17 protein-coding genes are annotated in these 21795 nt (G+C 41.7%); 4 read left to right on the top strand and 13 right to left on the bottom strand.

Translation table 11 applies throughout. The annotated features are described in order from the left end of the window. The 4 genes from AC58QO_RS28345 to AC58QO_RS28330 form a co-directional block, all read right to left on the bottom strand. Positions 1-4053 (bottom strand): SbcC/MukB-like Walker B domain-containing protein, encoded by a 4053-nt coding sequence (locus AC58QO_RS28345; RefSeq protein WP_497271504.1) that lies wholly within the window; start codon positions 4051-4053, stop codon positions 1-3. After that, on the bottom strand, positions 4034-5179 hold the full coding sequence (locus AC58QO_RS28340; RefSeq protein ID WP_497271502.1) for a TIGR02678 family protein: 1146 nt from the start codon (positions 5177-5179) through the stop codon (positions 4034-4036). Before AC58QO_RS28340 ends, AC58QO_RS28345 begins: the two co-directional genes overlap by 20 nt. Continuing rightward, positions 5176-6663 carry a TIGR02677 family protein gene (locus tag AC58QO_RS28335; RefSeq protein ID WP_497271500.1) on the bottom strand — a complete coding sequence of 496 codons (1488 nt, stop codon included), beginning with the start codon at positions 6661-6663 and terminating at the stop codon, positions 5176-5178. Before AC58QO_RS28335 ends, AC58QO_RS28340 begins: the two co-directional genes overlap by 4 nt. Before the next feature lie 867 nt (positions 6664-7530). Continuing rightward, positions 7531-8745: a PDDEXK-like family protein gene (locus AC58QO_RS28330; protein ID WP_497271498.1), complete on the bottom strand. Its 1215-nt coding sequence runs from the start codon at positions 8743-8745 to the stop codon at positions 7531-7533. Between the two features lie 215 nt (positions 8746-8960). On the opposite strand from AC58QO_RS28330, the gene AC58QO_RS28325 reads away from it, so the two are divergent. Beyond that, positions 8961-9668: a hypothetical protein gene (locus AC58QO_RS28325; protein WP_497271496.1), complete on the top strand. Its 708-nt coding sequence runs from the start codon at positions 8961-8963 to the stop codon at positions 9666-9668. Positions 9669-10313: 645 nt separating this feature from the next. On the opposite strand, the gene AC58QO_RS28320 is transcribed toward AC58QO_RS28325, so the two are convergent. The 3 genes from AC58QO_RS28320 to AC58QO_RS28310 all read right to left on the bottom strand — a co-directional run bounded on the left by AC58QO_RS28320 (position 10314) and on the right by AC58QO_RS28310 (position 12607). After that, on the bottom strand, positions 10314-11108 hold the full coding sequence (locus AC58QO_RS28320; RefSeq protein ID WP_497271494.1) for a hypothetical protein: 795 nt from the start codon (positions 11106-11108) through the stop codon (positions 10314-10316). Beyond that, positions 11105-12130 (bottom strand): endonuclease/exonuclease/phosphatase family protein, encoded by a 1026-nt coding sequence (locus AC58QO_RS28315; RefSeq protein WP_497271493.1) that lies wholly within the window; start codon positions 12128-12130, stop codon positions 11105-11107. Before AC58QO_RS28315 ends, AC58QO_RS28320 begins: the two co-directional genes overlap by 4 nt. Positions 12131-12466: 336 nt before the next feature. After that, a complete protein-coding gene (locus tag AC58QO_RS28310; protein ID WP_497271491.1) occupies positions 12467-12607 on the bottom strand; it encodes a hypothetical protein in 141 nt (46 codons plus the stop codon). Between the two features lie 179 nt (positions 12608-12786). Between AC58QO_RS28310 and AC58QO_RS28305 the strand changes: the two genes are divergently transcribed. Then, on the top strand, positions 12787-12954 hold the full coding sequence (locus AC58QO_RS28305; RefSeq protein WP_497271489.1) for a hypothetical protein: 168 nt from the start codon (positions 12787-12789) through the stop codon (positions 12952-12954). A gap of 310 nt (positions 12955-13264) precedes the next feature. Here the strand turns inward: AC58QO_RS28305 and AC58QO_RS28300 are convergent, their stop codons facing one another. The 4 genes from AC58QO_RS28300 to AC58QO_RS28285 all read right to left on the bottom strand — a co-directional run bounded on the left by AC58QO_RS28300 (position 13265) and on the right by AC58QO_RS28285 (position 15479). Then, complete coding sequence (locus tag AC58QO_RS28300; RefSeq protein WP_497271488.1) at positions 13265-13480, bottom strand: alpha/beta-type small acid-soluble spore protein; 216 nt, start codon at positions 13478-13480, stop codon at positions 13265-13267. Between the two features lie 55 nt (positions 13481-13535). Beyond that, the gene (locus tag AC58QO_RS28295) at positions 13536-14060 is read right to left on the bottom strand and encodes an RsfA family transcriptional regulator (protein ID WP_497271486.1); all 525 of its coding nucleotides are present in this window, start codon (positions 14058-14060) and stop codon (positions 13536-13538) included. Positions 14061-14225: 165 nt separating this feature from the next. After that, positions 14226-14612, bottom strand: a complete 387-nt coding sequence (locus AC58QO_RS28290) for a hypothetical protein (protein ID WP_497271484.1) — start codon at positions 14610-14612, stop codon at positions 14226-14228. Between the two features lie 354 nt (positions 14613-14966). Next, positions 14967-15479 (bottom strand): hypothetical protein, encoded by a 513-nt coding sequence (locus AC58QO_RS28285; RefSeq protein WP_497271482.1) that lies wholly within the window; start codon positions 15477-15479, stop codon positions 14967-14969. Positions 15480-16050: 571 nt separating this feature from the next. On the opposite strand from AC58QO_RS28285, the gene AC58QO_RS28280 reads away from it, so the two are divergent. Then, positions 16051-17328: an IS110 family RNA-guided transposase gene (locus AC58QO_RS28280; RefSeq protein WP_497271480.1), complete on the top strand. Its 1278-nt coding sequence runs from the start codon at positions 16051-16053 to the stop codon at positions 17326-17328. Between the two features lie 718 nt (positions 17329-18046). Here the strand turns inward: AC58QO_RS28280 and AC58QO_RS28275 are convergent. Both AC58QO_RS28275 and AC58QO_RS28270 read right to left on the bottom strand, forming a co-directional pair. Further along, positions 18047-18700 (bottom strand): response regulator, encoded by a 654-nt coding sequence (locus AC58QO_RS28275; RefSeq protein WP_497271478.1) that lies wholly within the window; start codon positions 18698-18700, stop codon positions 18047-18049. Then, the gene (locus tag AC58QO_RS28270; RefSeq protein ID WP_497271476.1) at positions 18697-20850 is read right to left on the bottom strand and encodes a sensor histidine kinase; all 2154 of its coding nucleotides are present in this window, start codon (positions 20848-20850) and stop codon (positions 18697-18699) included. The genes AC58QO_RS28275 and AC58QO_RS28270 overlap by 4 nt, the downstream gene beginning before the upstream one ends. A 202-nt stretch (positions 20851-21052) precedes the next feature. On the opposite strand from AC58QO_RS28270, the gene AC58QO_RS28265 reads away from it, so the two are divergent. Continuing rightward, positions 21053-21613: a hypothetical protein gene (locus tag AC58QO_RS28265; protein WP_497271474.1), complete on the top strand. Its 561-nt coding sequence runs from the start codon at positions 21053-21055 to the stop codon at positions 21611-21613. The last annotated feature ends 182 nt before the right edge of the window (positions 21614-21795 follow it).

Below are 21795 nucleotides of genomic sequence, written 5' to 3'. Positions count from 1 at the left end.
TTATATACTGAGTTCGAGCTGCTCATCAAAACTAACTTCTACCTCTTTAGGCATTAACGGAACCCGCTCAACTCCGTTCCAATAAAACTGCGCGACACTAGCATAGTTGGCATGCTGCGGTCTTAAGATATGGGAAATGGATAAGCTTTTTACGGTCGGATAATCTCCCCAGAGCGCCTGAGAAGTAAGTACATAGGAGATGTCCATTTCCTCAATCAAATCGAACATTTCCGTAATGTTCCTGTCATCAACACCGGCAAAAGCTTCATCCAATGTAACAAGCCTTGCCGCGTCATCATTGGCTCCTTCGTAACATGCATGAAGTGCAGAGAACAGCGGCACATATACGGAAAGAGCCCGTTGACCCCCGGAGGCCGTATTTAAGAACGTTTTGTTCACTTCTGCCCACTTGTTATCTTTAAAGCACTCCAGTTTGAAATCATACCATTCGCGATAATCCAAGAGAATACGTAGTGCGTCTTGAATGGTTATGCTTGCTGTCTCGTCGCTCGCCCATTCCCGTGCGCGATCTATTTGCGCCCTGAAGTGCTTGGCTATCTTATCTTGATCGCTTTCATTTAAAAGCTCGGGTCTTGCCATCAAAAGTTCAACGAGTTCAGTTGTATGCAGTTCTTCCAGACTTTCCGCCCTTTTCCCTTTCCACTCCAGTCGGAAAGAAATGGAAGCATTTCGTTTTTGCATTACTCGGTTCAAATTAGCAATCCAGCGCTTAGTCTTAGTTATTTTTTCGCGAATCGTCTGACCCAACGTATTTAAAATGATATCCTCGAACAATCGCTGATGCTCTTCGCTAAGCGACATCTGTAACTGCTCAAGCTTCTCGGATACCTCTTTAACTGCTTCACTCGGATTCAACCTTCCGATTCCCGTCGCAACATCTAGTACCCGCCGTTGGGCAATCAAGCCACTGCGGTTTTCAAACATCAATTTTAATTCAAATGGATAGTCAAGCAAACGTTCCTGCAGTAGCACGTTGTTGAGTTCAATCGCTGCATTTTCACTGCTTGTTCCAGGACGGCTCCCAACCGATTTCGCAAACGAAAGGAGATCCGTTTGAATGTCTTCGTGAATCGGGAGTGTAAGTTCTTCTTTTAAAATTTGCTCTGCAGTAACCGTCATCTGAACGCACCGAGCATGTTCATTTTGAGCATCTATGACTTCACCAGCAATCTTCTCTTCGCTCAGTTGCAATATACCTGATTGTTTTAAAGCATCTCGGAGAATGTTTGTGATTTCCTTCAACCTAGAAACGATGGCCTTGATACGATCTTGAATTTGATCGGCGCCGACTTCATTTAACCGCTTTTCAAGTGCTTGAAGGTTACCTGTAATTGCTGCGATGTCAGCGTCGATTTCAATCTGTTCACCGCGTACCCCAATGATACGTTCTTCAATTTCATCAATGCGTTCTTGTTCAGCGATCAAATTAGAATGGAAATTCGCTTGGCGGATCGTTTTGTTTTGGATATCATGCACGGCATTTACATATTCCTGAGTCGCCAGGATAGCATTTTTGCACCCAGACACAGTTAGTTCGATAGTAAGCTTTAAGTTCTGAAGATCTTTTCGAATGTCCCTACATTCATCGTATACGCGGCTGTGCTGCCGGTGAGTGTTATCGAGTGATTCTTGTAGACTGTCCAATTTACTGCGAAGCTTTGCGATTGCTTGCAGCCCTTTTAGAATGTCTGAAGGGACAGGCAATTGTTTTTCGTCCTCGGCAATTTGAAATAGTTCCCGTTGAAGCCGATCCTGTTCGCTGCGCAATAACGTATAGCTTTCATCTAGCTCCTGAAGTAGCTTTTGCTGCATTTCAATCATTTTGCTTCTCAGTTTATCGCGAGCAGCCTTTCCCACATAACACTGATCGACCGTTTGAGCATGTCCGACTAAGTCACCGATGCGGTACCGTTTATCAGGAAGGATGATTGTGTGTCCCTCTCCACCTTCTCTCACGGATATAGATGACACATATCTTGATATTTGTTCATCGCTAATCCCTGACTTACCCGTCGTGATCACGACATAATCGAGCAGTGACCCTTGATGTGAAATTTTATCTGAACTTTGCAGAACGCAGTCTTCAAGAACTTCCTTCCCTTGTAGTGATGGTGCGATGAGTGCATCAAGCAGCCCTGAGGCGAAAAGGGCAGATTCCAAATCTAGACGCGATTGAGAACCTATGTTCTCTTTCCAATCAATCAGGGCAAAAAGCGGTGCATGTGGAACACCTGCATGGAGAAGCGACTTGCGAAATGCTTCAGCGCCTGCGCTTCTAGCCGGTTCTGGATCGATCATTTGCTGCCACCTGGTGAGTTCTGCTTTAACCTCGATGCGCTTCTTATCGCAATCGTTCAGCGCTTGCTTGTTCTCGGACCTCTTTTGCACGATTGCCTTCTCTTGTTTACGGGCGACGCTTGTAATGAGCGATTTGACGGAATCAAAGCCACGTTCCTCCGCAATCATCGAAGCCAAAGTAAATAACTCCTTCTTTTGGTCATCATCTAGAGAAAGTGATCGTACGCTCGCCCTCCACGATGAAAGTTCTTGCATGTATCTCTCTTGCATTCCAATCAATTCTTCTTTTAACTTGCGTGAATCATCGGTGACAGTATCAAAATCTTTTTGATACTCTGCACGTTCATCCAAAATCTCTGTAAGTCGTAGCTCTTTTGCTTTCAGCGCACTTAATTTCTCAAGTGCAGCATTCAGCTCGCCCTGGTAGTTTTGAACGCTCTGGATCCAAGTCTTGTAGTCCGGTGACTGCTGCTGGGCGTAATAGTTATGCTCCAAGTAGCCGCCTTCATCTGCCACCTCTGCCGCTTCTTTTTGGGTCCCCTCTATATCTCTGAGAACTGCATACAGCTCGGATTGGGTTTGATCCAGAGCATCAATTCCGCTTTTTTTCTTTTTAAGTTCAGTATGATATTGGTTCGTTTTCTCCTGCGCCTGTTGGCTTTTTAGCTTCAGCTCTTTCTCAAGCCTTTCTTGTTTTTCGAGGAGTCCGAGTGCTTCATGGTCGTCATAGATTTCTTTTTCGGCTATGATGACCGTTTCCTCATTGCTTAACTCGATAATTTTTTGATCCATTTCTTGTTTCTCGCGAATGATGTTAATCTGATCTGCTTTTAATTTCTCGAGTTTCTTGTTGCTTTCGATCTCACGGCTAAAGACTTCCGTGTATTGCTTCGCTTTTTCTCTGATCACCGCTGAATTGTATTTAGTATAGGACTCTGCAATGATTTGCAGCGATTTCAAGATCACTGTGCTTGCCTGAACATCGTCATGAATGTTATCGATATGCTGAATGGAATCAATCAACACGCGAAGCTCGTCATCGGTTAGCCCCGGCATGGATTTCTTCAATATCTCATATACGGCTTTAAAATTCATGTCTTTGGCGTTCGACAATTTCGGTGTTCGTAGCTGTACCAGCAGTTCGATCCAGTTTTGAAATACCTCCATGGACGGAAAGCCAAACAACAACTTATTGACAGTCGTCGCATACTGCTCCTTGTCCTTTTCGTCAAAGTGCATGACCCCGTCTCCGAGTGTTTTCCGGAGCTCCGCTTTTTGATAGGTGACCATCTCGGGTTCGCCTTCCAGATTAGTCCGGGTGCGGATCACATCAAAATCTTGACGGTACCGGGTATTGTTGTTGACGATAAAATACCAGACATCGAGTTTATTTTTACCCTTTCTTCCGTTGATTCCCATCCCGAGCGTTATGTACCGATCTTCACCTGGCTTCTCAAACTCGAGCAGGATATAGCTTGTGCGCTCCGTCCTGTCTTCCATTTTATTTTCAAAAAGTACGTAGTAGTCCATTTTACGATCTCTGCTACCAAACGGATCAAGTCGCTTTGGCGAGATATTTCCATCAAGCATGACAGGAAACAAGCTCTGCATCGTTACCGATTTCCCCGAACCGTTCTCGCCTCGAAGCAGCATTTTGCCATCACTGAAATGAAATTCTTGGTAGTCAAACACCCAAAAATCAATTAACGCCGCTCTACTCGGTCTCCACTTCATTCACTTGTTCTCCTTTAAGATAAATTTTCCCGGTGATACGAACGACATGCGGGGCGATACCCACTGTATGCGCATCAGGTCTTTCGATCATTCCCCAGCTCATCAAGTACCTCGTAATTTCCTTATCTAAGGATTCGAGCTTCAAATCGGCGTAATCCGTTTTCCAGTAAGAGCTGTTTTCGTTTTTCAATTGGAGCAGCATTTCTTCCCAGTCGAAACGTTTCATGGTGATCCTGCCTGCATCATCCGGCTGAATGTCACCGTTCAAATACTTTAACTTAAGACACTCAGCAAGTTGCAGCGCCAGATCGGAAATGGATGAGTCCGCTGGAAAATCACGCATAGTACTTCCCTCCGGATCGCGTCGCACACATATGACGCCCTCGGTATAAAACTCGGCTTGGAATGGCGTGTGTATGAACAGATCTTTCTCAAGCACCGGGAACTGCTTTTTAATGTACTGGATATCTTCCGGCTCAAGACGCGAGAACAACAGCGCAGGTTCAAGTAGCAGGGTGCGGTAGATGCGCTGCCTTCTCTCTTCAGGAGGAAGCCCGGTGAAAAGATCTGGGTTTTTAAGACCATCCCTGACCGCGCAAGGAAATTGCCGGATGAAGAATCGGGCAATCGGCGGAATTTTAAACAACACTTCTTTTTCGAATGCATCAATATCACCGTCACGATGAATTAAGATTCCCATTCGCATTGTATATTTAAACACGCGGATCAAGCTGAGCCGATTTCGGTGCTTTTCTAAAAATTTCTCATCCTGCTCCCCCAGATTGGCCCGGAGCTCCTCGCAAAAATCGCTGATCAAGAACGTTTCATCGTAGCGCCCTTCAAAAAAGGCAAAGAGTGAAAAGAGAATCGTATAGTCCATCGAGCTTTTGAATACATCTGCTTCCCACACCATATGTTCACTTGCCACAGCTGGAATTTTCTCAAGGCGAGCAAACATTTTACGGTGCACCACTAATTCAAATCCGAGTTTTTCTCGAAACCAGATTTTCAACTGCGGCTCAAACTTTTTCACCAGATCAAACTCTTCCTGCTGTTCTTCACGGACAATCCAGTACTGTTCTAGCAATAGCCTAGATGCCTTCTTTAATCCATCCTCGGTCTTCATACGGCACTAGCTCCCTTGCTTAGGTTTTGTAAAAGTAGTGATCCGCTTGGCATGACTAGCTCCCCATCAAGGCACTGCACTTTTACGCTACCGTCACCTGGAGACCATTTAAACGTATGCCCCCATTCGGTACGTCCGATGTGTTCTGCCGCATGCAGGCACTGGTTTACGAGTTCTAAAATTTTCTGACGCTGGGGTCTTGTTAGAACCGGTAGCTTTGCCAGCTCGATCTTGTCGTTTTGAATGAGCATCAAAAAGTTTTGCTTAATTTCTTCTTGTTGCCGCATGTATTCTTCTAGCATTTGATTTTGCTGCGCTTTGTTGTTTGCGATACCGCTAATTTTTCCCTTGGAGCGAAAACCTGGTTTTCGCGAGCCGAGTTCGATTGGCTCCTGATCAACGTCCCAGAAACTCTCAATTCTTCCCGAGTTATCATTTTCATCACAGGCAAAATGCTTGGTATGGGAGACGCCGATTACTATCGATGCGAGTTCATGCGCTTTTTCATCATTGCCAAGCTCATAAAAATGTCGAGCTAAATCCCAGAATTCCTGTTTACGGCTGCGTAAATATTGTTTACTTTCCATAAGACGGCTTGCGAAGCGCAACATTTTCCGGATAATTTCTCCGGTCTGTGTCATAACACTTTTGGCATCACTCTCTACGCCACAAAACCACATAAACATGGAAGTCCACTCATCGTGCAGCCTTTTTTTCACTGCTTCGGGAGATACTTTTTCGCCAAAACGGAAAATCGTTAACTGGTATGTTGCCACCTTTTCGATGATTTCTCCGATCCATTCTTCATGAAATTTTTCTTCTAGCATGTGCTGTAGCTGGGGTGTTTTTTTTTGCAGAACAAGCACGAAATCTCGCAAATAATTCAATAGATCCTGTCGGCGAACCAAGAAGGCTTCGCTGAGCATTTCGTCTTCCGCCTGAAACGAAGAAATGTGAGCGAGGTAGTCGCTTGTCTTTCTGTCGAGCCTTCGGAAATATTCCATCAGGTCTTCCCATCTGCGGTAAACCTCTTCCGGCTCTATGGAGGCCTCTATCGCATGTAAGTGCCGTAGTGCCTCAATAATCCGATCGAATAACGTTTTATCCAGGGATCCACCGCCAAAGTCTGCTTTACTTGTCTCCAAGGTTTCTAAAAAACGTTCGATTTGAATCGTGTAATGCGTTGCTTGATATTTAAACCGTTTGGATTTAAATTCCTCAATGGTGTAATAGTCATTTGCTTCTTGCCGGGTGGTGATATTTTTCCAACTTTCAAGAACATCTAAATCTTTCTTTAATTCATCAATCGTGTAGGAATCAAAGTCATCAAACTGTTTTAGATGCTGGAGAATGTCCTCGGCTTTTAACTGTGTCCTGTAGCCATGCTGCTCATAAAAATAACGCAGGATGGGACGGTATCTCAAGGTATTTCCCGTATTTAAATAATTCATTTCGGCAATTTTGGACGCGTACATGTTTTCCATCGTGGGACCTTCCTTTGCAAGAATCTCAGTCTATTAAAAATAATTTTATAGACTACTTCTGGCCTAGCCTATGCCAATAATGCCAAATATCTTATTCATGTGGGTGCTGATTTTTGAAGGGAAGTAAAACGGAAAAAAACGACTGAAAAGAATGGCGGTAATGGCTGTAGTGATAGCTAAAGTTGTAATTGAGTTATTTCTACAATCGAGTACTGAGTTATCAAAGTAACTTATACCACGCTCTCTAATATGCCTCTCAGAAGACACCGGTATCGAATGATAAAAGAAGTTTAACCTTGCTTAATTTTTTCGTGCTGATAAAAACCTGCCGCGGAATGCTCTGAAAAGACGAAAAACGTCAATCTAAGGCTTATACAATTTCTTAATAATCCCTGCTATACCAAAGAATTTTGTATTTTTAACGAGGAGTGGGAGAATTGTTTTAAGGAGTACCAACCTATACTACCATCATGCCGCCCACAGGGCTAGCGGCAGTACATTATCAAAGACAATTCACTTTAATAAACTCCAAACTTATTTGATCAGTTGTGGGCTGGGCGTAAGGGACATTGCATTAGGAACTGCGGATTGACGCTATAAAAGAACTAGAATTGAATTAAGATCAACGTATAGAAAAGTCAAACAAGGGGTCCCTTCATCGGGATCCCTTGTTCATGTTGCAGCTATGCGCCTCTTACTCAAAACAACCACATGTGAACGCCAACGGTATTGAATCTATCCATATCATATACCCTGCATAACGGCTAATTTTGAGCTTTTATCAGCTCATCGAATATCAGATGAAATAACAAATAATCGAATCCCCTTGAGACGTTTGAATGCGAGTTTATTTTGTAACTAAAACTTTCAAATTTTCTCCAGTTGGTCCCTCTTTGAAACTAAGAAATCTGCTATGATCGTGTTGCGTATATTCTCATAATCATTTGCCATGAAATGATCGAATTCTTTTTTTAACTTGGTCTTAATCCATTCAAAATCATATTGATCCATATAATTTTTTGGCAAGATCTCTGTTGAAAATAATTGAGAATATTTATCACTTAGAGTTTTAAGTCTTCCTTTAAATAGATTGCTATGTTTTTCGGAAATATCAAAGAGTTTTCTTCGAATTTCTTGATTTCCGGGGCCAATAATGATTTTCAAAATCAATTTATCGCTCCTATTTTGTAACTCGACTAGTAAAATTCTATTGCTACTGGTCCAACCGCCGCCTTCCCTGGGAATGATATTGTCTAGGTCACTCGTAATAAAACGAATGTAGGTTTTATTTGAGGTATCAATGATGACGTCTTTTTGTGCGGATAACAATTCAGTAATATAATTTTTGATATCCAAGTATGTGTCTGGCTTGAAATCAAATATAAGATCCAAGGCTTTCTGATGCTTAAAGTAGATCTCACGACAGATCTTTTCAATGTCCTTCTCTCCCACAAAATACCTCCTCAATATCTCGATGTATTGGTCTAAAAATTGTCTGACCCTTTCATTGATTCCCCCTGATTTTAGCTCAATGGATTTCAATAAATTAGAATATACTAACCCATAGTTAATACTAATCCAATTCTCCTCATCACTTGGCGGATCACCCTCTGGGGTAAGGAAAAGATAAACTTTATGATAATTTTTGTAATGTGTATCTATTATTAACCTGTATTTATTTAATTGATGATCGGATTCCTTGCTTAATACTTTATTTTCTATTACAACAACAAATTGATTTTCTTCTGAGAGCAACATAATATCGATATTATTCCATTCTCGTCTTACCTCAAAATCGTAATAATTCATCATGGTAAGGTCCAACATTGACAGGTTCATATTACTTAATGATTCTTTATTGTTAAAATAAATTGTCTGGATAAATTTCTTAATGAATGTATCACCTAATCCATGATTCTCAGTAGGGTTGAACAACCAAACCAGGACGTTACTATGACGGATCTCGGTTTGGTGAATATTCAACGTCTGAAAAACGTTGAATTCAGCAATCCTCGCTTCTAGTTGATCCAATACTTCGAGATCCATAAGAAATTTCTCTATTGCCGATATTTGATCGTCCATACCTGCTCCTCCGAGTTACCAATTTGTACACGGTAAATAATCTTTACTGATAATTTCTCTTTAACCTTCCGATCATTATCAAGACCATTATTCGATTATGGACAAGAAAATTGTCCGATTCCTTGCCGATGTGGTCACCTATCTTAAAGGTATATATAGGTATATTTTAATCTTAGTTGCATAATTTATCCCATAAACATTTTGGGGGAGACCAAATGGCTAACTTAAACGATATTATTTTAAAACTAAACGCTATTAGTGCTCAGCAAGATCATATACAAAATGAGCTACAAGTATTAGATGCTATGCTAGCTGCACAGCTAAATGAGACACATGCTCAATCCCGATCATTAGCTAACCTTAACAATGTGCAAGATCTGCTAAACTCGATAGTAATAAAATTAGGCATTGGTCCCCGAATTTCTACGTTTGCAAATCCTTTACCTATTAATCTTCCTAACAATGATGTTTCTTCATCTTATCCATCTGTAATAGCTGTATCAGGCTTGACTGGAACAATCACAAAAATAACAGCTACACTTTATGACTTCGAAGATACAGCTCTAAATAATACCCATATTCTACTTATAGGCCCGCAAAATCAAAGCTCATATCTTATGGGTAATGTATCACAAGGTAATGCTAATCATGTGAGAATTACATTCGACGATAATGCTGACGAGAATATTAATCTTAATGGTCCATTAATATCTGGAACTTACATACCAACAGTTATTACTAATATCGATCCTGGTGTAGAATTTCTACAAATCAGTCCACCATACGGTGAAACCTTAAGTGAGTTTAATAGTTGGGATCCAAATGGCATATGGAGTCTATTTGTTTTGAAAACGTCAATTCACGGCTCTTCTTTTGGAATTATTAAAGGTGGATGGTCGTTAACAATAACGACAACTTTATAAGTCCCCTTTCTTTAGTATTCGAGTACTTTAAGGAGATATTGTGCATTTTCTGGTATTTACTTCGCAGAACCCTTAACAGTGAAGTTATCATTAAATCTCCGGTAATGCTTGGATGACTTCCAGCACAAGCCGAAAATAATAAGTCGGACAAGACCAAGTAGCGGTCAACTAATCAAAAAGAGAAGCTTGAGTGTCTCTTTTGAAGGTTTAATACTATGAGGAAGATTTCTGTTCCTAATTTGATGCATGGTCTGGAGATGAATCGAATACAATCTGAAAGTCATTGTCTCCTTTTTTTCCATCTCAATTTTCCACATGTTCTCCAGTTTTCAGAGATGAAACCAATACTCGATGATTTTTTTGTAAATTATATTGAAGGCTTTGGAAATCGTTCAGCTTATTTCGATCTACTCTGGTCATTTAGCCGTCGTTGAAGGATCAATTCAATTTCACATGCATGATTTTTGTTAATATTAAGTTCATTTAGATGTAATCTAAACATTTTAGACTGGTATATCTTTTCCTCCTCATCAAAAAGCGAATTGATGTTCATTGTGTTATCACTCGTTAACCATGATGGAAATTCTGGTAAGTCGGGGAGGTTACATGCGTCAATCACTACATCGACCCTATCAGCCACCTGTTTCAAGCTTGTTTTTGTCTGTCTGGATCCACGCAGTAATCTATTATTTCTTCATTGTCTCCTAAGAAGATAGATCCATTGCTGTTTTGTTCTATGTATTGCTGTATCCATCGTCGACTTGCCTGAATGCCTTTCCCATTCTCCAATAATAACTTTAAACTTTCCCCAGGAAGCATTACATCGACTCTATAAGACTTTAATCGTTTATTCCCCGTTATTACAAAATATGGTTCATGTGCTTGCGCCCGGCGCCTGCTAATTACTTGCTTGGGCATCCCTGAAGCGGGCCTAGGTGACTCCAGATCACAAATGACGTCGTAGAATTGTTTAAGTAGCCACAGAGTGCTTATATCTCCTTCTAATCCCCTAAGTATCTCACCTATTTCCTTCCAGGTAATCTTTAATTCTCTACTTGTAGCGGACAGTTTTTGTTGATGAGCCGCAAATTGTGCATCATTAATGTAACTGGAAACTTTGAATTCGAAAAGAAGAGTAAAGTTTTTACCGACTATCCATGCATCAGGAATGGAAGATGGGTTTGGAGTGATATTTTCATCCAACTCTGTTCGTGAAAATGGTGCTATTCCTATGGAGAATTCATACGATTTAATTTCTGCAGGGGGATGCTCGCCGAAAAGTATATAATCGATGGCAGAATAGTCGAACATAACCGCATCAGGGAGTAAGCGTTCCAAAAACAACCTAAGCAGATGTGAATCATTCATCGCTAGTAGATTCATTAAAATATTCGTGCAGTGGTTCTCCCTCTGTTTATAGTGCTTAAAAACGTTCATCATATATTACCCTCATTTTTGTAATCTCGATAAATCTCACAAATCAAGACTGAATGATCTGAAAACTTCTCAAATCTTTCCAAGTGAGAAAACTTACTATTATACAATTTTCCGGACACCATCGGTGATAGAAATGCATAATCCAACCTAAATCCATTATTAGCAGAGCTATACCATGAATACTCATTCACATTGTGGTTCAGAATTCTCCAAGAATCTACCCATCCAATTTGAGTCAATTTCTCCATGTATTCACCTAATTTAAATGGTGTCCCCTCCGCATCTTGTGCTAGCCCTGTGTTAAAATCACCCAATATTATACATCTTGAGTCACTAGTTATCCGCGCAAAGCGAAGCACGGATTCCCAAAAATCTTCCTTATCCCATTGTTCGCCATAGTTTGGAATATGTATGCCAACCACTGTCAAATCTAAACCTGGCACAAAGATTTCAATCCATCTATGACTTGCTTTCGGTAATTGATATTGATAAGGGGATATTTCAAATGAGTGCTTCGATAAAATCAATATTCCGTTTTGGTTCCTTGGAGGACTTGACGAGTGTGTGTATTCCCAGCCTGCTTCTGATAATTTCAACTTGATCTTCTCACCATTAATATTATCTCTGAACTCTGTAATGACAATGATATCTGCATCATGCTGAATCAAAGCGTGGATAATAGAATCAATTTTCGCCTTGGCTCCTCCTTGTCGAATATTCCATGTGAGCACTTTCATGGTAGAATCTTGCGACTTCGAGCGCACTCCCCATTGACGTTTAGAAAAATCAGACAAATCTCCATACTGAATGTTTTCAGCAAATTCTTTGATTTTTTCAACATCATCGGCTGACCAGAAACGATAGTTATTTTCGGTTCGTATCGATTCTGGGATAAGACGATCTTTATTTTGCTCAGATAATTCATTGCTCCATTTGTCCCATAAATTTATTGTTTGAGGACTTCGGTTTACAAGTTGGGCTACTTCGTTTTTATTGTAGTAAGTAACCCCATTAATTAGTTTCATATTAAAAGTCCTTTCTTACATTGTTCTCTCTATATATAATAAACAACTGCTATGACAACAGTATGTCAAGGTTTAAAAAAAATCTATTATTTTACTGCATTTCAGCGCTTATGGCCCGACTGAAAGAAATTCCCCTCATAACAATGGTATAGCAATAATCAGCACGAAAAGATCAAAGGTAGCTTTAATTCTATTTTGTCGCGCGCACCATTTTTCAACGGATATGTAAATGGTATGTATAGAAGGGCTTTTTTAAGCATCTGTTCATTCACTTTCAAATTTCCCTGTCTATTAAACTTCCTTATTGAAGACCAGGATATAGTACCATTTTTCTATTTATATCGTTAAACGAATCGACCGACCACCTTCCGTCACCAAACAGCTTGCGGTCTGTTTTTTAATCAAATTCTTATCAACTTCATTAAATTCTTTGAACTCCACCTGCAATGAATATGTTGCGACCCGCTTTTTCCCCATGTTTTTTCTCCTCCTCTATTCTAATAGCTACATTTGTATTAACTCCTCTATAACTCTTCATGAATTTTTTGCAGAACTCCGAACCTTGTGTCTTGTAAAGAAAACAAATACCACCGTGACTAGCCGTTCTTGTTCAGAATGGCACTGCATATCCTCTAGAATTGGAGGCGAAGTGTTAAATGTATATGTTACTGGCGGTATCAATCGTTATTGCTGCAAGCGCTTATATCTGTATGGATAACGAGTTGGATGTAGCTGAGACCGTGCAAAAGATCGTGTTTAACGGGAGTATTGCATCGACTCTGTATATCAGTATTAGCGTAGTGATTCCAGACCTCATTTTCTGATCCCCTATGAGGAGCGTTCCGCAAACTTCCCCTACTATTTCTGTTCTACACATTATTTTTATATTGGTTATAGCGGCTCCAAAAGAAACTGATTAACATGATTAATAACTGCTGATTTTCTCATCTTTAAGAACCACTCCAGTAGTTATTACGTGGATTAATATGTTTACAGTTGAAAAAAGACGGTTACCCCTGTGTAGGGGTGGATACTAATTTTAATTTTGCATTCTTAGATAAAAAAAAGACTGCATTCACCCATTGAGGAATAGGTGCTTGTAGTCTTCTGGGGTTACCTGCAAATATCATCAAATTAGCGTCTGAAGCTTCCCGTAGCGCCTGAAAGTTGTTGTTCTGCGATTTGTACCAACCTCTTAGTGATGTTACCACCAATGGATCCAGCATCGCGTGAAGCGAGGTCTCCATTGTATGCTTGAAGCTGAATTCCTAACTCTTGAGCGACCTCATACTTTAGTTGATCCATTGCCGCTTTCGCTTGCGGAACTGCCAATGTGTTGTTGTTAGCCATGATGTAATTCACTCCTTTTCTTGGTGTGTTATTATAATGTGGAGTTTAAGGAATATTATGCATACGTTATACTTTTTGCCCTTTTCATTATTTGAAGGAATGCATCAAGATCCTCTTGGGCTAAAACTTCAGGGGACGCTTGTTGTTTTTGTGATTTTAATTCATTGTTTTCTTCCCTAAGCTTAATGTTTTCTTGAAGCAACTCATCATACTTTTGCAATTGTTCATTGGCTAATTTAATAATCTTTTGTAAGGCCTCATTATAAGAAATAGACTGTTCAATTGGAAAATCCGCGGATAAAGCACTAGATACAGTAACTACTTGTTTTATTTCTTTTTGTCTTGACTTCTGATTAGACGAACGATTTTGTTTTGCTATTTGTATTTCACTTTCATACTTTTTCCTAATATCTTTATTCCACCTAAATCCACACGCTGCTGCTGTACGATTAATTATAGAAGCGGCTTCTTCAAACGCAGCCAATTGTGTGCTACCAGTCCTAATATGAGATAATACTGTTTTAGCTAGTAATTGATCATGTTCGTCATTCCATGAGTCCTCACGTTTTTTTTCACCCAAACTCTGGTCACCTCTTTCTATTAGTATTTATTAAGAATTCTTGCCTGTAATATTAAATTTATTCAAAGTTAATGCATAAAAGACCCACATATAGATATGTAGGTCTTTTATCAATCAGTATTATATTTATAGGCCTTGAGACGCGATTAGATCCACGCTTATAATCTACTCTTTGGAATTGATAATCACTAGTATCTTTTGATTTGTATTTTGTGCTTTTATTACTGCATCCCGTATTTTGAAAGATGCGTTCACCCTAATTTGCTTATCATCTGATTTGTTTAGGGTGATTTGCCATGTGTATACATCTAAAACTGCTTCTACGAATTCAGTTTCTAATCGTCCAAGGGTATAGTCTTTACTAGACCAATGAGAGGACGCATTTTCTAGATCAAGTTCAATTTGATTAATATCAATGTCTGAAAACACTGCATTTATTTCCTCGGTATTTGAAGAATCCTCGCTTATGACCTCAAGTAATTTCTTATATCGATTGAAAATATTATTCCTTAATGCTATCAATTCATCACGAGCGGCATATTTTTGTGGCATCTCCACTCTCTTTATTGAAGAACTGGATTTCTTAATATCGGTTTTTTTAATCGTTTCTTTTTCTTTGTATTTGTTAAAAAACGTTAGTTTAATCAGAACACAGGTTTCAGTTCTCCCACTCTTTCCAGAAATACCATTCACCACTGTTATTTAGTGCAAAAAATGATTTGCATTGCTTACATCTTAAAATTGCACCAGAAGGATATTTGGGGTTATCTATATATAATTTAGGTAGACATTTCTCGTATCCACATTTAGGACAAACCTGGCGCATATCTTTTCGGGCTTTCATAATAACTCCTTGTCGTAGGTATCGTTCTTTCGTTAGTGCAACGAGCATTATGATATTCAAAATTAATGATGCTGTCGAGTCATTTGCATTTCCCAGACACGGCTTCTGGTATCGGCAGGTTTGTACTTTTTTAAGAACCCGTGGTCAAATGTAAAAAAGGCGTAACCATCTTTGTTACCTATTTCAATGAAATGCTTCCCCTCCTCCCCAAAAAGGGATGAATAAAATATTTCTTCTATAGGCGCATCAGGGAAGAGACTTCTATCCCATTGAATAACTGTCGATTCAAAACGATCATATTCTGCGACCCAACGATGGATCTCCACAGCAGGCGGCACCCAATCCGTCATATTTCCGACCCATTCAGGGACACCGTCATTGTCGAGATCCATCGGAATGGCGGTATGTCCTTGAAAATCTGTTATCTTCCATGATTCGGTTTTAGGATGATAAATCAGCAATCCATTCTGTGCACCTATTTCACCAAAAGGGATTTCAATAGCCGCGCCAGACACATCCCCAGTTATGAAATTCATCGGATTAATCCAAGCTTGATTTTCATTAAAATTAGGCAAGTTACCCAACTTCCATTCCGAGTTCTTACCCTTGAGATACCCCGTATATATTGGGGAGGCATCACCACCGCTTTTATAAATATGTACTTCCGCCTCAGAGCGAGTTAGAGCAAAGCTTTTGATAAGCTTCGCCTCAGAAGGAGGAGTCCCTGACTCTAGTGGTTGTCCCCCAAACCTTCACCGAAGGGAAAAGCTATATTCTCAAGAAACATGTCAGGTCTATAGACCGATTGCTGGTCACTATGTCGAAAGTTTACTGTTGGCATACTAGAATGATGAACCTCATCATTACTGCAAGCGAGAATACTAAGTAATATCGGTATCATTATACCGATAAACCGCACTATGTTCGTCAATATAAATCCCTCACTCTCCTATTTGTCTTTATCATTAAATACTATCCTTTAATTACAAAAAAAGGATGAACTAAAAGGACCATCTTATTCCACTATTCTGCCCGTTAACATTCCTGTAGGTGATAGTAGATTGAATTTGCAGAAAAAAGAACGCCTCGCTACGATGAGTATGTACTGGGTTGCAGCCCTCAGAACTCACCTTAGGAGGCGTTATCATGAAGTCTAATCCAATTAAGTCTCAAAATCAACGTGTAGAACGAATCTGCACTACTACTCTGGTCATAGGCATCGACATTGCCAAGGAGAAACACGCAGCTCAAGCCATTAATTTTCGAGGTGTTGTCCTCACCAAGCGCCCTATTCTATTTTCAAATGACCTTGCCGGATATGAGCATTTAGAACAAAACATTCGGAAATTACAGAAGATGCACAGCATGAATGACGTGGTTGTGGGAATGGAAAGCACCGGTCACTACTGGTTCAATATTGCCAACTGGTTGGTGGATCGGGGCATTGATGTGGCTCTTGTCAATCCAATGACAACAAAACGCAATAAGGAAAACAGAGATAACTCACCTTCCAAGAATGATCCAAACGATGCTCTGGTCATCGCCGATGCGGTGAGCCGTGGGTTCTACACGCCCTTCTCCCCAAAGGATGAAGCATTCCGTCGCATACGGGTTATGGTTACAAACAGAGAGCACTGGGTGGTTAAATCAGGAAGGACTAAGAATAGAATCCACCGCTGGCTAGATATCCGATTTCCAGAATACAGACAAGCATTTGATGATATTTTTAGCGATCGCTCGTTAGCCACTTTGCGCCGGTTTCCAGCCCCTTCTGACCTATTGCAGCTAACTCCGGAGCAAATGGTACAGTTCTGGGGTGAATATATGGCCAGACCAGGCGGAGTGCGAGGCAAGAACAAGGCCTTGGAACTTCAATCACTCGCTAGAAATAGCGTGGGAGACACTACTGCCCTTGAAGAAGACAAATGGGAGCTAAGGCACCTCATCGAAGAGTATGATAGGATCTGCCGAATTATTGACGAAGTGGACGAAATGATTGAAAAGATACTGCCTGAAATTCCTTGTTCTGATCTCGTTCGATCTGTCGGTACTTCTGTTCCAGCAACGGCTGCCATATTGGCATTTGGCGGGGACTTACGTAAGCTGTCTCACGGAAATCAATTACTACGCAAGGCAGGATTGAACTTAGCAGAACGAAGTTCTGGCAAATATAAGGGGCAAATTAAGCTCACCAAGCGAGGCAACTCACTACTGCGCAAATATCTCTACTTCACTGTGTTTCACCTGCTATCTTTCAATGAAGCGTTCCAAGCCATGCATGCGCACAATACCGAAGTGAAAAGAATGACGAAAATGCAGTCTATGATGAAGCTGATTGGGAAACTGGCTCGGATGCTTGTAGCCATGGCAAAAGAAGGACAAACATTCTCCATAGATAAAGCACAACTACCGTTAGCAGCATAAAAAGTAAATCGTAACCCTGACACGTAAATTGGCTCATTCGCAGGATCTCACAAAGAAAGCACGGAGTACCGAGATTTTTACGCTTTAGGGCATAGACCCGTTCCGTTAACGTTGATCGGACTCCACACCTTGGATAGATAGGACGAAGGAATGTGAGGGCAAAGACCCGTCGAGATTTGGGAGAGTGAATCCCCAAGGACCTTGTGGAGAGAAGCGTGCAGCAAACCATTTTTATGGAAGATGTTGTAAAGAAGTTCATCACCTTCTGTTCCCGCATGCGCTCTAACGGAACTACCTGCCCCACAAGACCCAAACAACTGAACTCCTAATTACCATGCATATTGAAATCCTGCGAATGAGCGAGCATTCGTGAGAAAATCCTTATTCTATGAGGGAGCTTAATCCACCCTCTGCTGTTAATCATTTGCTCTAACTCATTAAAAAAACGTTCACCACCCAGTGATGAGTGAAGTGAACGTTTTTTATTTCAAATCTTATTTGTCATTTCAAAACCAATTTGTCATCCAACATCAGGGTGTTGGGTGACAAATAAGTTTTGAAGTGCAAGAAACCAGCAAACTCAAGGGTTTGCTGGTTTTTCTTATAATATCAATTTACAAATTAAGTTTTGAAGTGGTGTTTTCATGTGAAAAACCTGAAATACAAATAAGTTTACAATTATTTCTTCTTGCCGATTAAACACAACTTTGTAGTGACATTACTTTTCTAGGTCTGCTGCTTCATGAGAATTCCTAAGCACCTTTTTGGCTTCGTGACGGTCTTGAACTTGAAGCTTATTTAATATATTCGTGACATGGTTGGCGATCGTTTTCGCGCTCAAATGCAGACGGGATGCAATTTGTCCATTCGAGTATCCGTCCGCGATCAGCTCAAGCACCTCCGTCTCTCTGCCCGTCAGTTCGGAGAGCGCCGGATTTAACGGCTGTGACTGCTTAGGCATCGTAAAATAATGCATCATGCGTGCTGCGATATCGGAGCTGAATACAGCACCACCGCCACCAACTATTCGAATGGACTGCAGCAGCTCCATTTCCCCGGCATCTTTAAGCACATAACCTCGTGCTCCCATTTGCATGGCCATAAAAACGGACTTGTCGTCTTTTAGCATCGTTACGATGAGTATTTTTTGTTCAGGCTGCTTTTCCCTGATCATTCTCGTCGCTTCGATACCGTTAATGCCCGGCATCCGAATGTCCATGACAATGACATCAGGCCGCAGGGAAAAGGCCAACTGCACCGCTTCTTCCCCGTTTGAGGCTTCTCCTACTACCTGCAAATCTTCTGTAGTTCCAATTAAGTTGCGCACGCCTCCCCGAAATAGCGGATGATCGTCTGCGAGCAAAATTCTCATTTTATTTCCTCCCCACGCAGTAGCGGAAGCAGCGCCATTATACGCGTACCACCAGTTTCCAATCTTTCAAATATGCATTGACCGCCAAGCTCTCCCGCTCTCTCGCGGATTGAGGTCAGTCCGATGCCACCATTTCCTGATGGCTTCATGGGAACAGGAATGCCTTTCCCGTTATCGATGACTTCGACTTGCAGCTCCTGCGCCGGCGTTAACCGTATATATACATCACAAGTCGTTGCCTCTGCATGTCTTATGACATTAACTAATGACTCTGTTACGATGCGATACACCGCTACCTCCACCGCTGCTGGCAAAGCTGGAAGCGCCTCCAACACGTGTAATTTCACACATATCGGGTCATTATGCAGTGTAGCTGACATTTGACCGGACGTCTTCAAGATCTCGTCAATGCGTGCCTCGATTGAGCCTAACAGCCCAAACTCGTCTAGCGTCGGCGGGCGCAAATCGTGTACCATTGTGCGGATTTCGTTTACAGTCGTTCGGATGACCTGCCTCAGTTCTCCCAGTAGCTCAATCGCCGTATCTGGGCTTTTTCGAATATACTGTTCCGCAGCTGCTACGTTAAACGCGAGCGACATCAGACGCGGCGCAAGATCATCGTGAAGATTTCTTCGGATTTGCCTTCTCTCTTCCTCACGAGCAAGCACCAGACGTTCACGTGATTCCTGCAAATCTTTGGCCAGTAGTTCCATACCGGCAGTCATATTTATATTTTTGGCGATCGGCACGGCCTGGTGAAGCAATATATCCAGCAGCTTGCTATCTTCCGTGCTGAATGCCTCTCCTGGCGAACGACTCGACAGCCAGAGCGTTCCGAGCTCTTCGCCACCATGGATAAGAGGAAACACATGCATATCATATTTTTTTTCACCGACGGATACCGCCATCGTTTCCTGACCGTTCATTCCGATCGAGATAGCGACATACGGAAGCCGAAGTGCATCTTGAATCGTTCGAGCGACGACACTTAACACACGTCCTGGTGCCATAGGTTTTATCAGGCTGTCTCCCAACTCGACCAACACGGCAAACGGGTCATCATGCCTGCCTTTCATCAGCCGATTCACGATACGCTGAAGCCACTGCTTGAGCGGTGCGAATAGAATTGCAACGATGGAGGTCGCGATCAGGGAGATGATATAGCTTTTCTCCGTCTGGAACACGCTGCTTAAATAAATTACAGATGCGGAGTAGACAAGTACGATGGCAACGGACAACGTACCGTAGACAATCGTCCGGTTGACGAGTGGATCGATATCCCATAGGCGATGACGCAGGATGGCAAATGCAAGCGTCAAAGGAATAATGGATACAAATACATGCAAAGCGACGGTTAAATAAATGTAAGAGATCGGGCTGAACGCTGCATCCGAAACAAAAAAGGCACTTATTCCGAAGAAACCGAGAAACGAAATTGTGACGCCGTAGACGACCCATTTCGTCTGCTGCCGTTGCTCGGCATTGGAAATCTTCCTGTATCTATAAATTTGCGAATAAATGATACTGCCGATGGCAGTCAAGTAGTAAATGATTCTCGCTGTTCCGGACCATTGATGCAGATTGATACTGGTATCCGGGAAAAGGAAGCTGGTAAGCTGGACCACGCTAAACGGGATCCATACGAAGAATGTCCAGGAAGGTGCTAGCTTTCCGCTCGGAAACAATAAGAAAAACAAAAACAACGTCATCCAGCCGACAGTGCTGATTCCATCCGGCCACCTCTGCAGCACCTGACTTCCTTCCGAAGCGAGATAGACGAGCGAGGGAAATGTAGTCCCATACGCAACGAGGGCGAGCACGGCAAGCTTCCCCATCCGCTCCAGCCCGCTCTTCCAAAGGATGATGCCCGCGCCCGTATAAAAGAGGAAAGCAAGCCCGCAATCAATCGCGACAATAACAGCAGCATACGAATCTACCGTTAAGTTGTACTGATTCAGAACTTCAGTAGTGGTCGGCGGTGGAGCCAATGAACCGCATGACTGCAGGAAGATGCAATAATTTCGCAGCTTTTCATAATAGTCTGAAATACTGCTAATGAAAAAAACAACGATTATGGCACTAATTGCAACCATAAGCGCCTGCAATAGCCACTCCGTTTGACTACTTAATTTCCTGCTTAATTGTCTCATATTTCCTCCTAATCGGCCAAGGAAAGCTATATGAAAATTATAAACCCTGACCCAGAATCTGTATATGACTTGCGGATTTCTTCCCGGATCTACCCATAAATCTTCCTGTCTTCGCTAGGTAGGGTATACTCTCGTTGACGGGAACGATGATTTGGTACAATTCATTACAAGGAAGTCAATAAACAGTTGGAGGTTGGTCAAAATGACAGTAGAAAAAGTAGTAAAGTCGCTCGGATTTATCTGTTTCTTAGCTGGTATCGTACGAATCGGAATGACCCCGTCGTCGCTCATCTGGGGAGACGACAGCACACCGGAAGTGATTTGCGGGTTTATCGCTTGTATCCTCATGGCCGTCAGTTCCATTGCGCTGTATATGGCACAGTCTAAGGGGACTGGCGTATTGGGGTTCATTTCCACAATTCTGATCATGGTCGGCAATTTGCTTGTTGCATCTAACTTTTACGGTCTGTTCGCATACGGCGAATATGCCGAAAAGGGGCAGTTGTTCGTTGATCTTACCGGAGCTGTCTCCGGTATGGGGATGCTGCTCGGAACTATCATTCTGATGATCGTTACTTTCAGAGCAAAGGTATTTCCGCGTTGGACGATTATCCTTTTTATACTCATGCTCGTATCGTTCGGAATGCCGGGGCTTGAGAAATGGTTCGCCTTCTTCTGGGGCTTGGTGTATGTAGGAATGGGCTTCATGGTATGGACAGGAAATTATTTCCCGAAGGTGAATACAAAGGAAATAACTGCTTAATTTCAAGCAAGGAACTCTGGCCGTGTGGTCAGAGTTTTTTTGGTTCTCTGTTATTACTAATTGTTGATTTTCGAGCAAAAGAAAACCACCTCCTAAAAGGCGATGAAGAATTTAGAGTATTTAGAATTCAAAACAAAGACAACCTCACCAACCTTTGTGCCCAATTTCGATTATCACAAGTT

Source organism: Paenibacillus sp. J31R30 (genome assembly GCF_059692115.1).
This window is presented reverse-complemented; position numbering and strand designations above follow the sequence as displayed.

Bases quoted from the DNA above. Each gene is read 5' to 3' on its own strand.
- AC58QO_RS28345 (WP_497271504.1), bottom strand. From the start codon at position 4,053: ATGAAGTGGAGACCGAGTAGAGCGGCGTTAATTGATTTTTGGGTGTTT.
- AC58QO_RS28340 (WP_497271502.1), bottom strand. From the start codon at position 5,179: ATGAAGACCGAGGATGGATTAAAGAAGGCATCTAGGCTATTGCTAGAA.
- AC58QO_RS28335 (WP_497271500.1), bottom strand. From the start codon at position 6,663: ATGGAAAACATGTACGCGTCCAAAATTGCCGAAATGAATTATTTAAAT.
- AC58QO_RS28330 (WP_497271498.1), bottom strand. From the start codon at position 8,745: ATGGACGATCAAATATCGGCAATAGAGAAATTTCTTATGGATCTCGAA.
- AC58QO_RS28325 (WP_497271496.1), top strand. From the start codon at position 8,961: ATGGCTAACTTAAACGATATTATTTTAAAACTAAACGCTATTAGTGCT.
- AC58QO_RS28320 (WP_497271494.1), bottom strand. From the start codon at position 11,108: ATGATGAACGTTTTTAAGCACTATAAACAGAGGGAGAACCACTGCACG.
- AC58QO_RS28315 (WP_497271493.1), bottom strand. From the start codon at position 12,130: ATGAAACTAATTAATGGGGTTACTTACTACAATAAAAACGAAGTAGCC.
- AC58QO_RS28310 (WP_497271491.1), bottom strand. From the start codon at position 12,607: ATGGGGAAAAAGCGGGTCGCAACATATTCATTGCAGGTGGAGTTCAAA.
- AC58QO_RS28305 (WP_497271489.1), top strand. From the start codon at position 12,787: ATGTATATGTTACTGGCGGTATCAATCGTTATTGCTGCAAGCGCTTAT.
- AC58QO_RS28300 (WP_497271488.1), bottom strand. From the start codon at position 13,480: ATGGCTAACAACAACACATTGGCAGTTCCGCAAGCGAAAGCGGCAATG.
- AC58QO_RS28290 (WP_497271484.1), bottom strand. From the start codon at position 14,612: ATGCCACAAAAATATGCCGCTCGTGATGAATTGATAGCATTAAGGAAT.
- AC58QO_RS28280 (WP_497271480.1), top strand. From the start codon at position 16,051: ATGAAGTCTAATCCAATTAAGTCTCAAAATCAACGTGTAGAACGAATC.
- AC58QO_RS28275 (WP_497271478.1), bottom strand. From the start codon at position 18,700: ATGAGAATTTTGCTCGCAGACGATCATCCGCTATTTCGGGGAGGCGTG.
- AC58QO_RS28270 (WP_497271476.1), bottom strand. From the start codon at position 20,850: ATGAGACAATTAAGCAGGAAATTAAGTAGTCAAACGGAGTGGCTATTG.
- AC58QO_RS28265 (WP_497271474.1), top strand. From the start codon at position 21,053: ATGACAGTAGAAAAAGTAGTAAAGTCGCTCGGATTTATCTGTTTCTTA.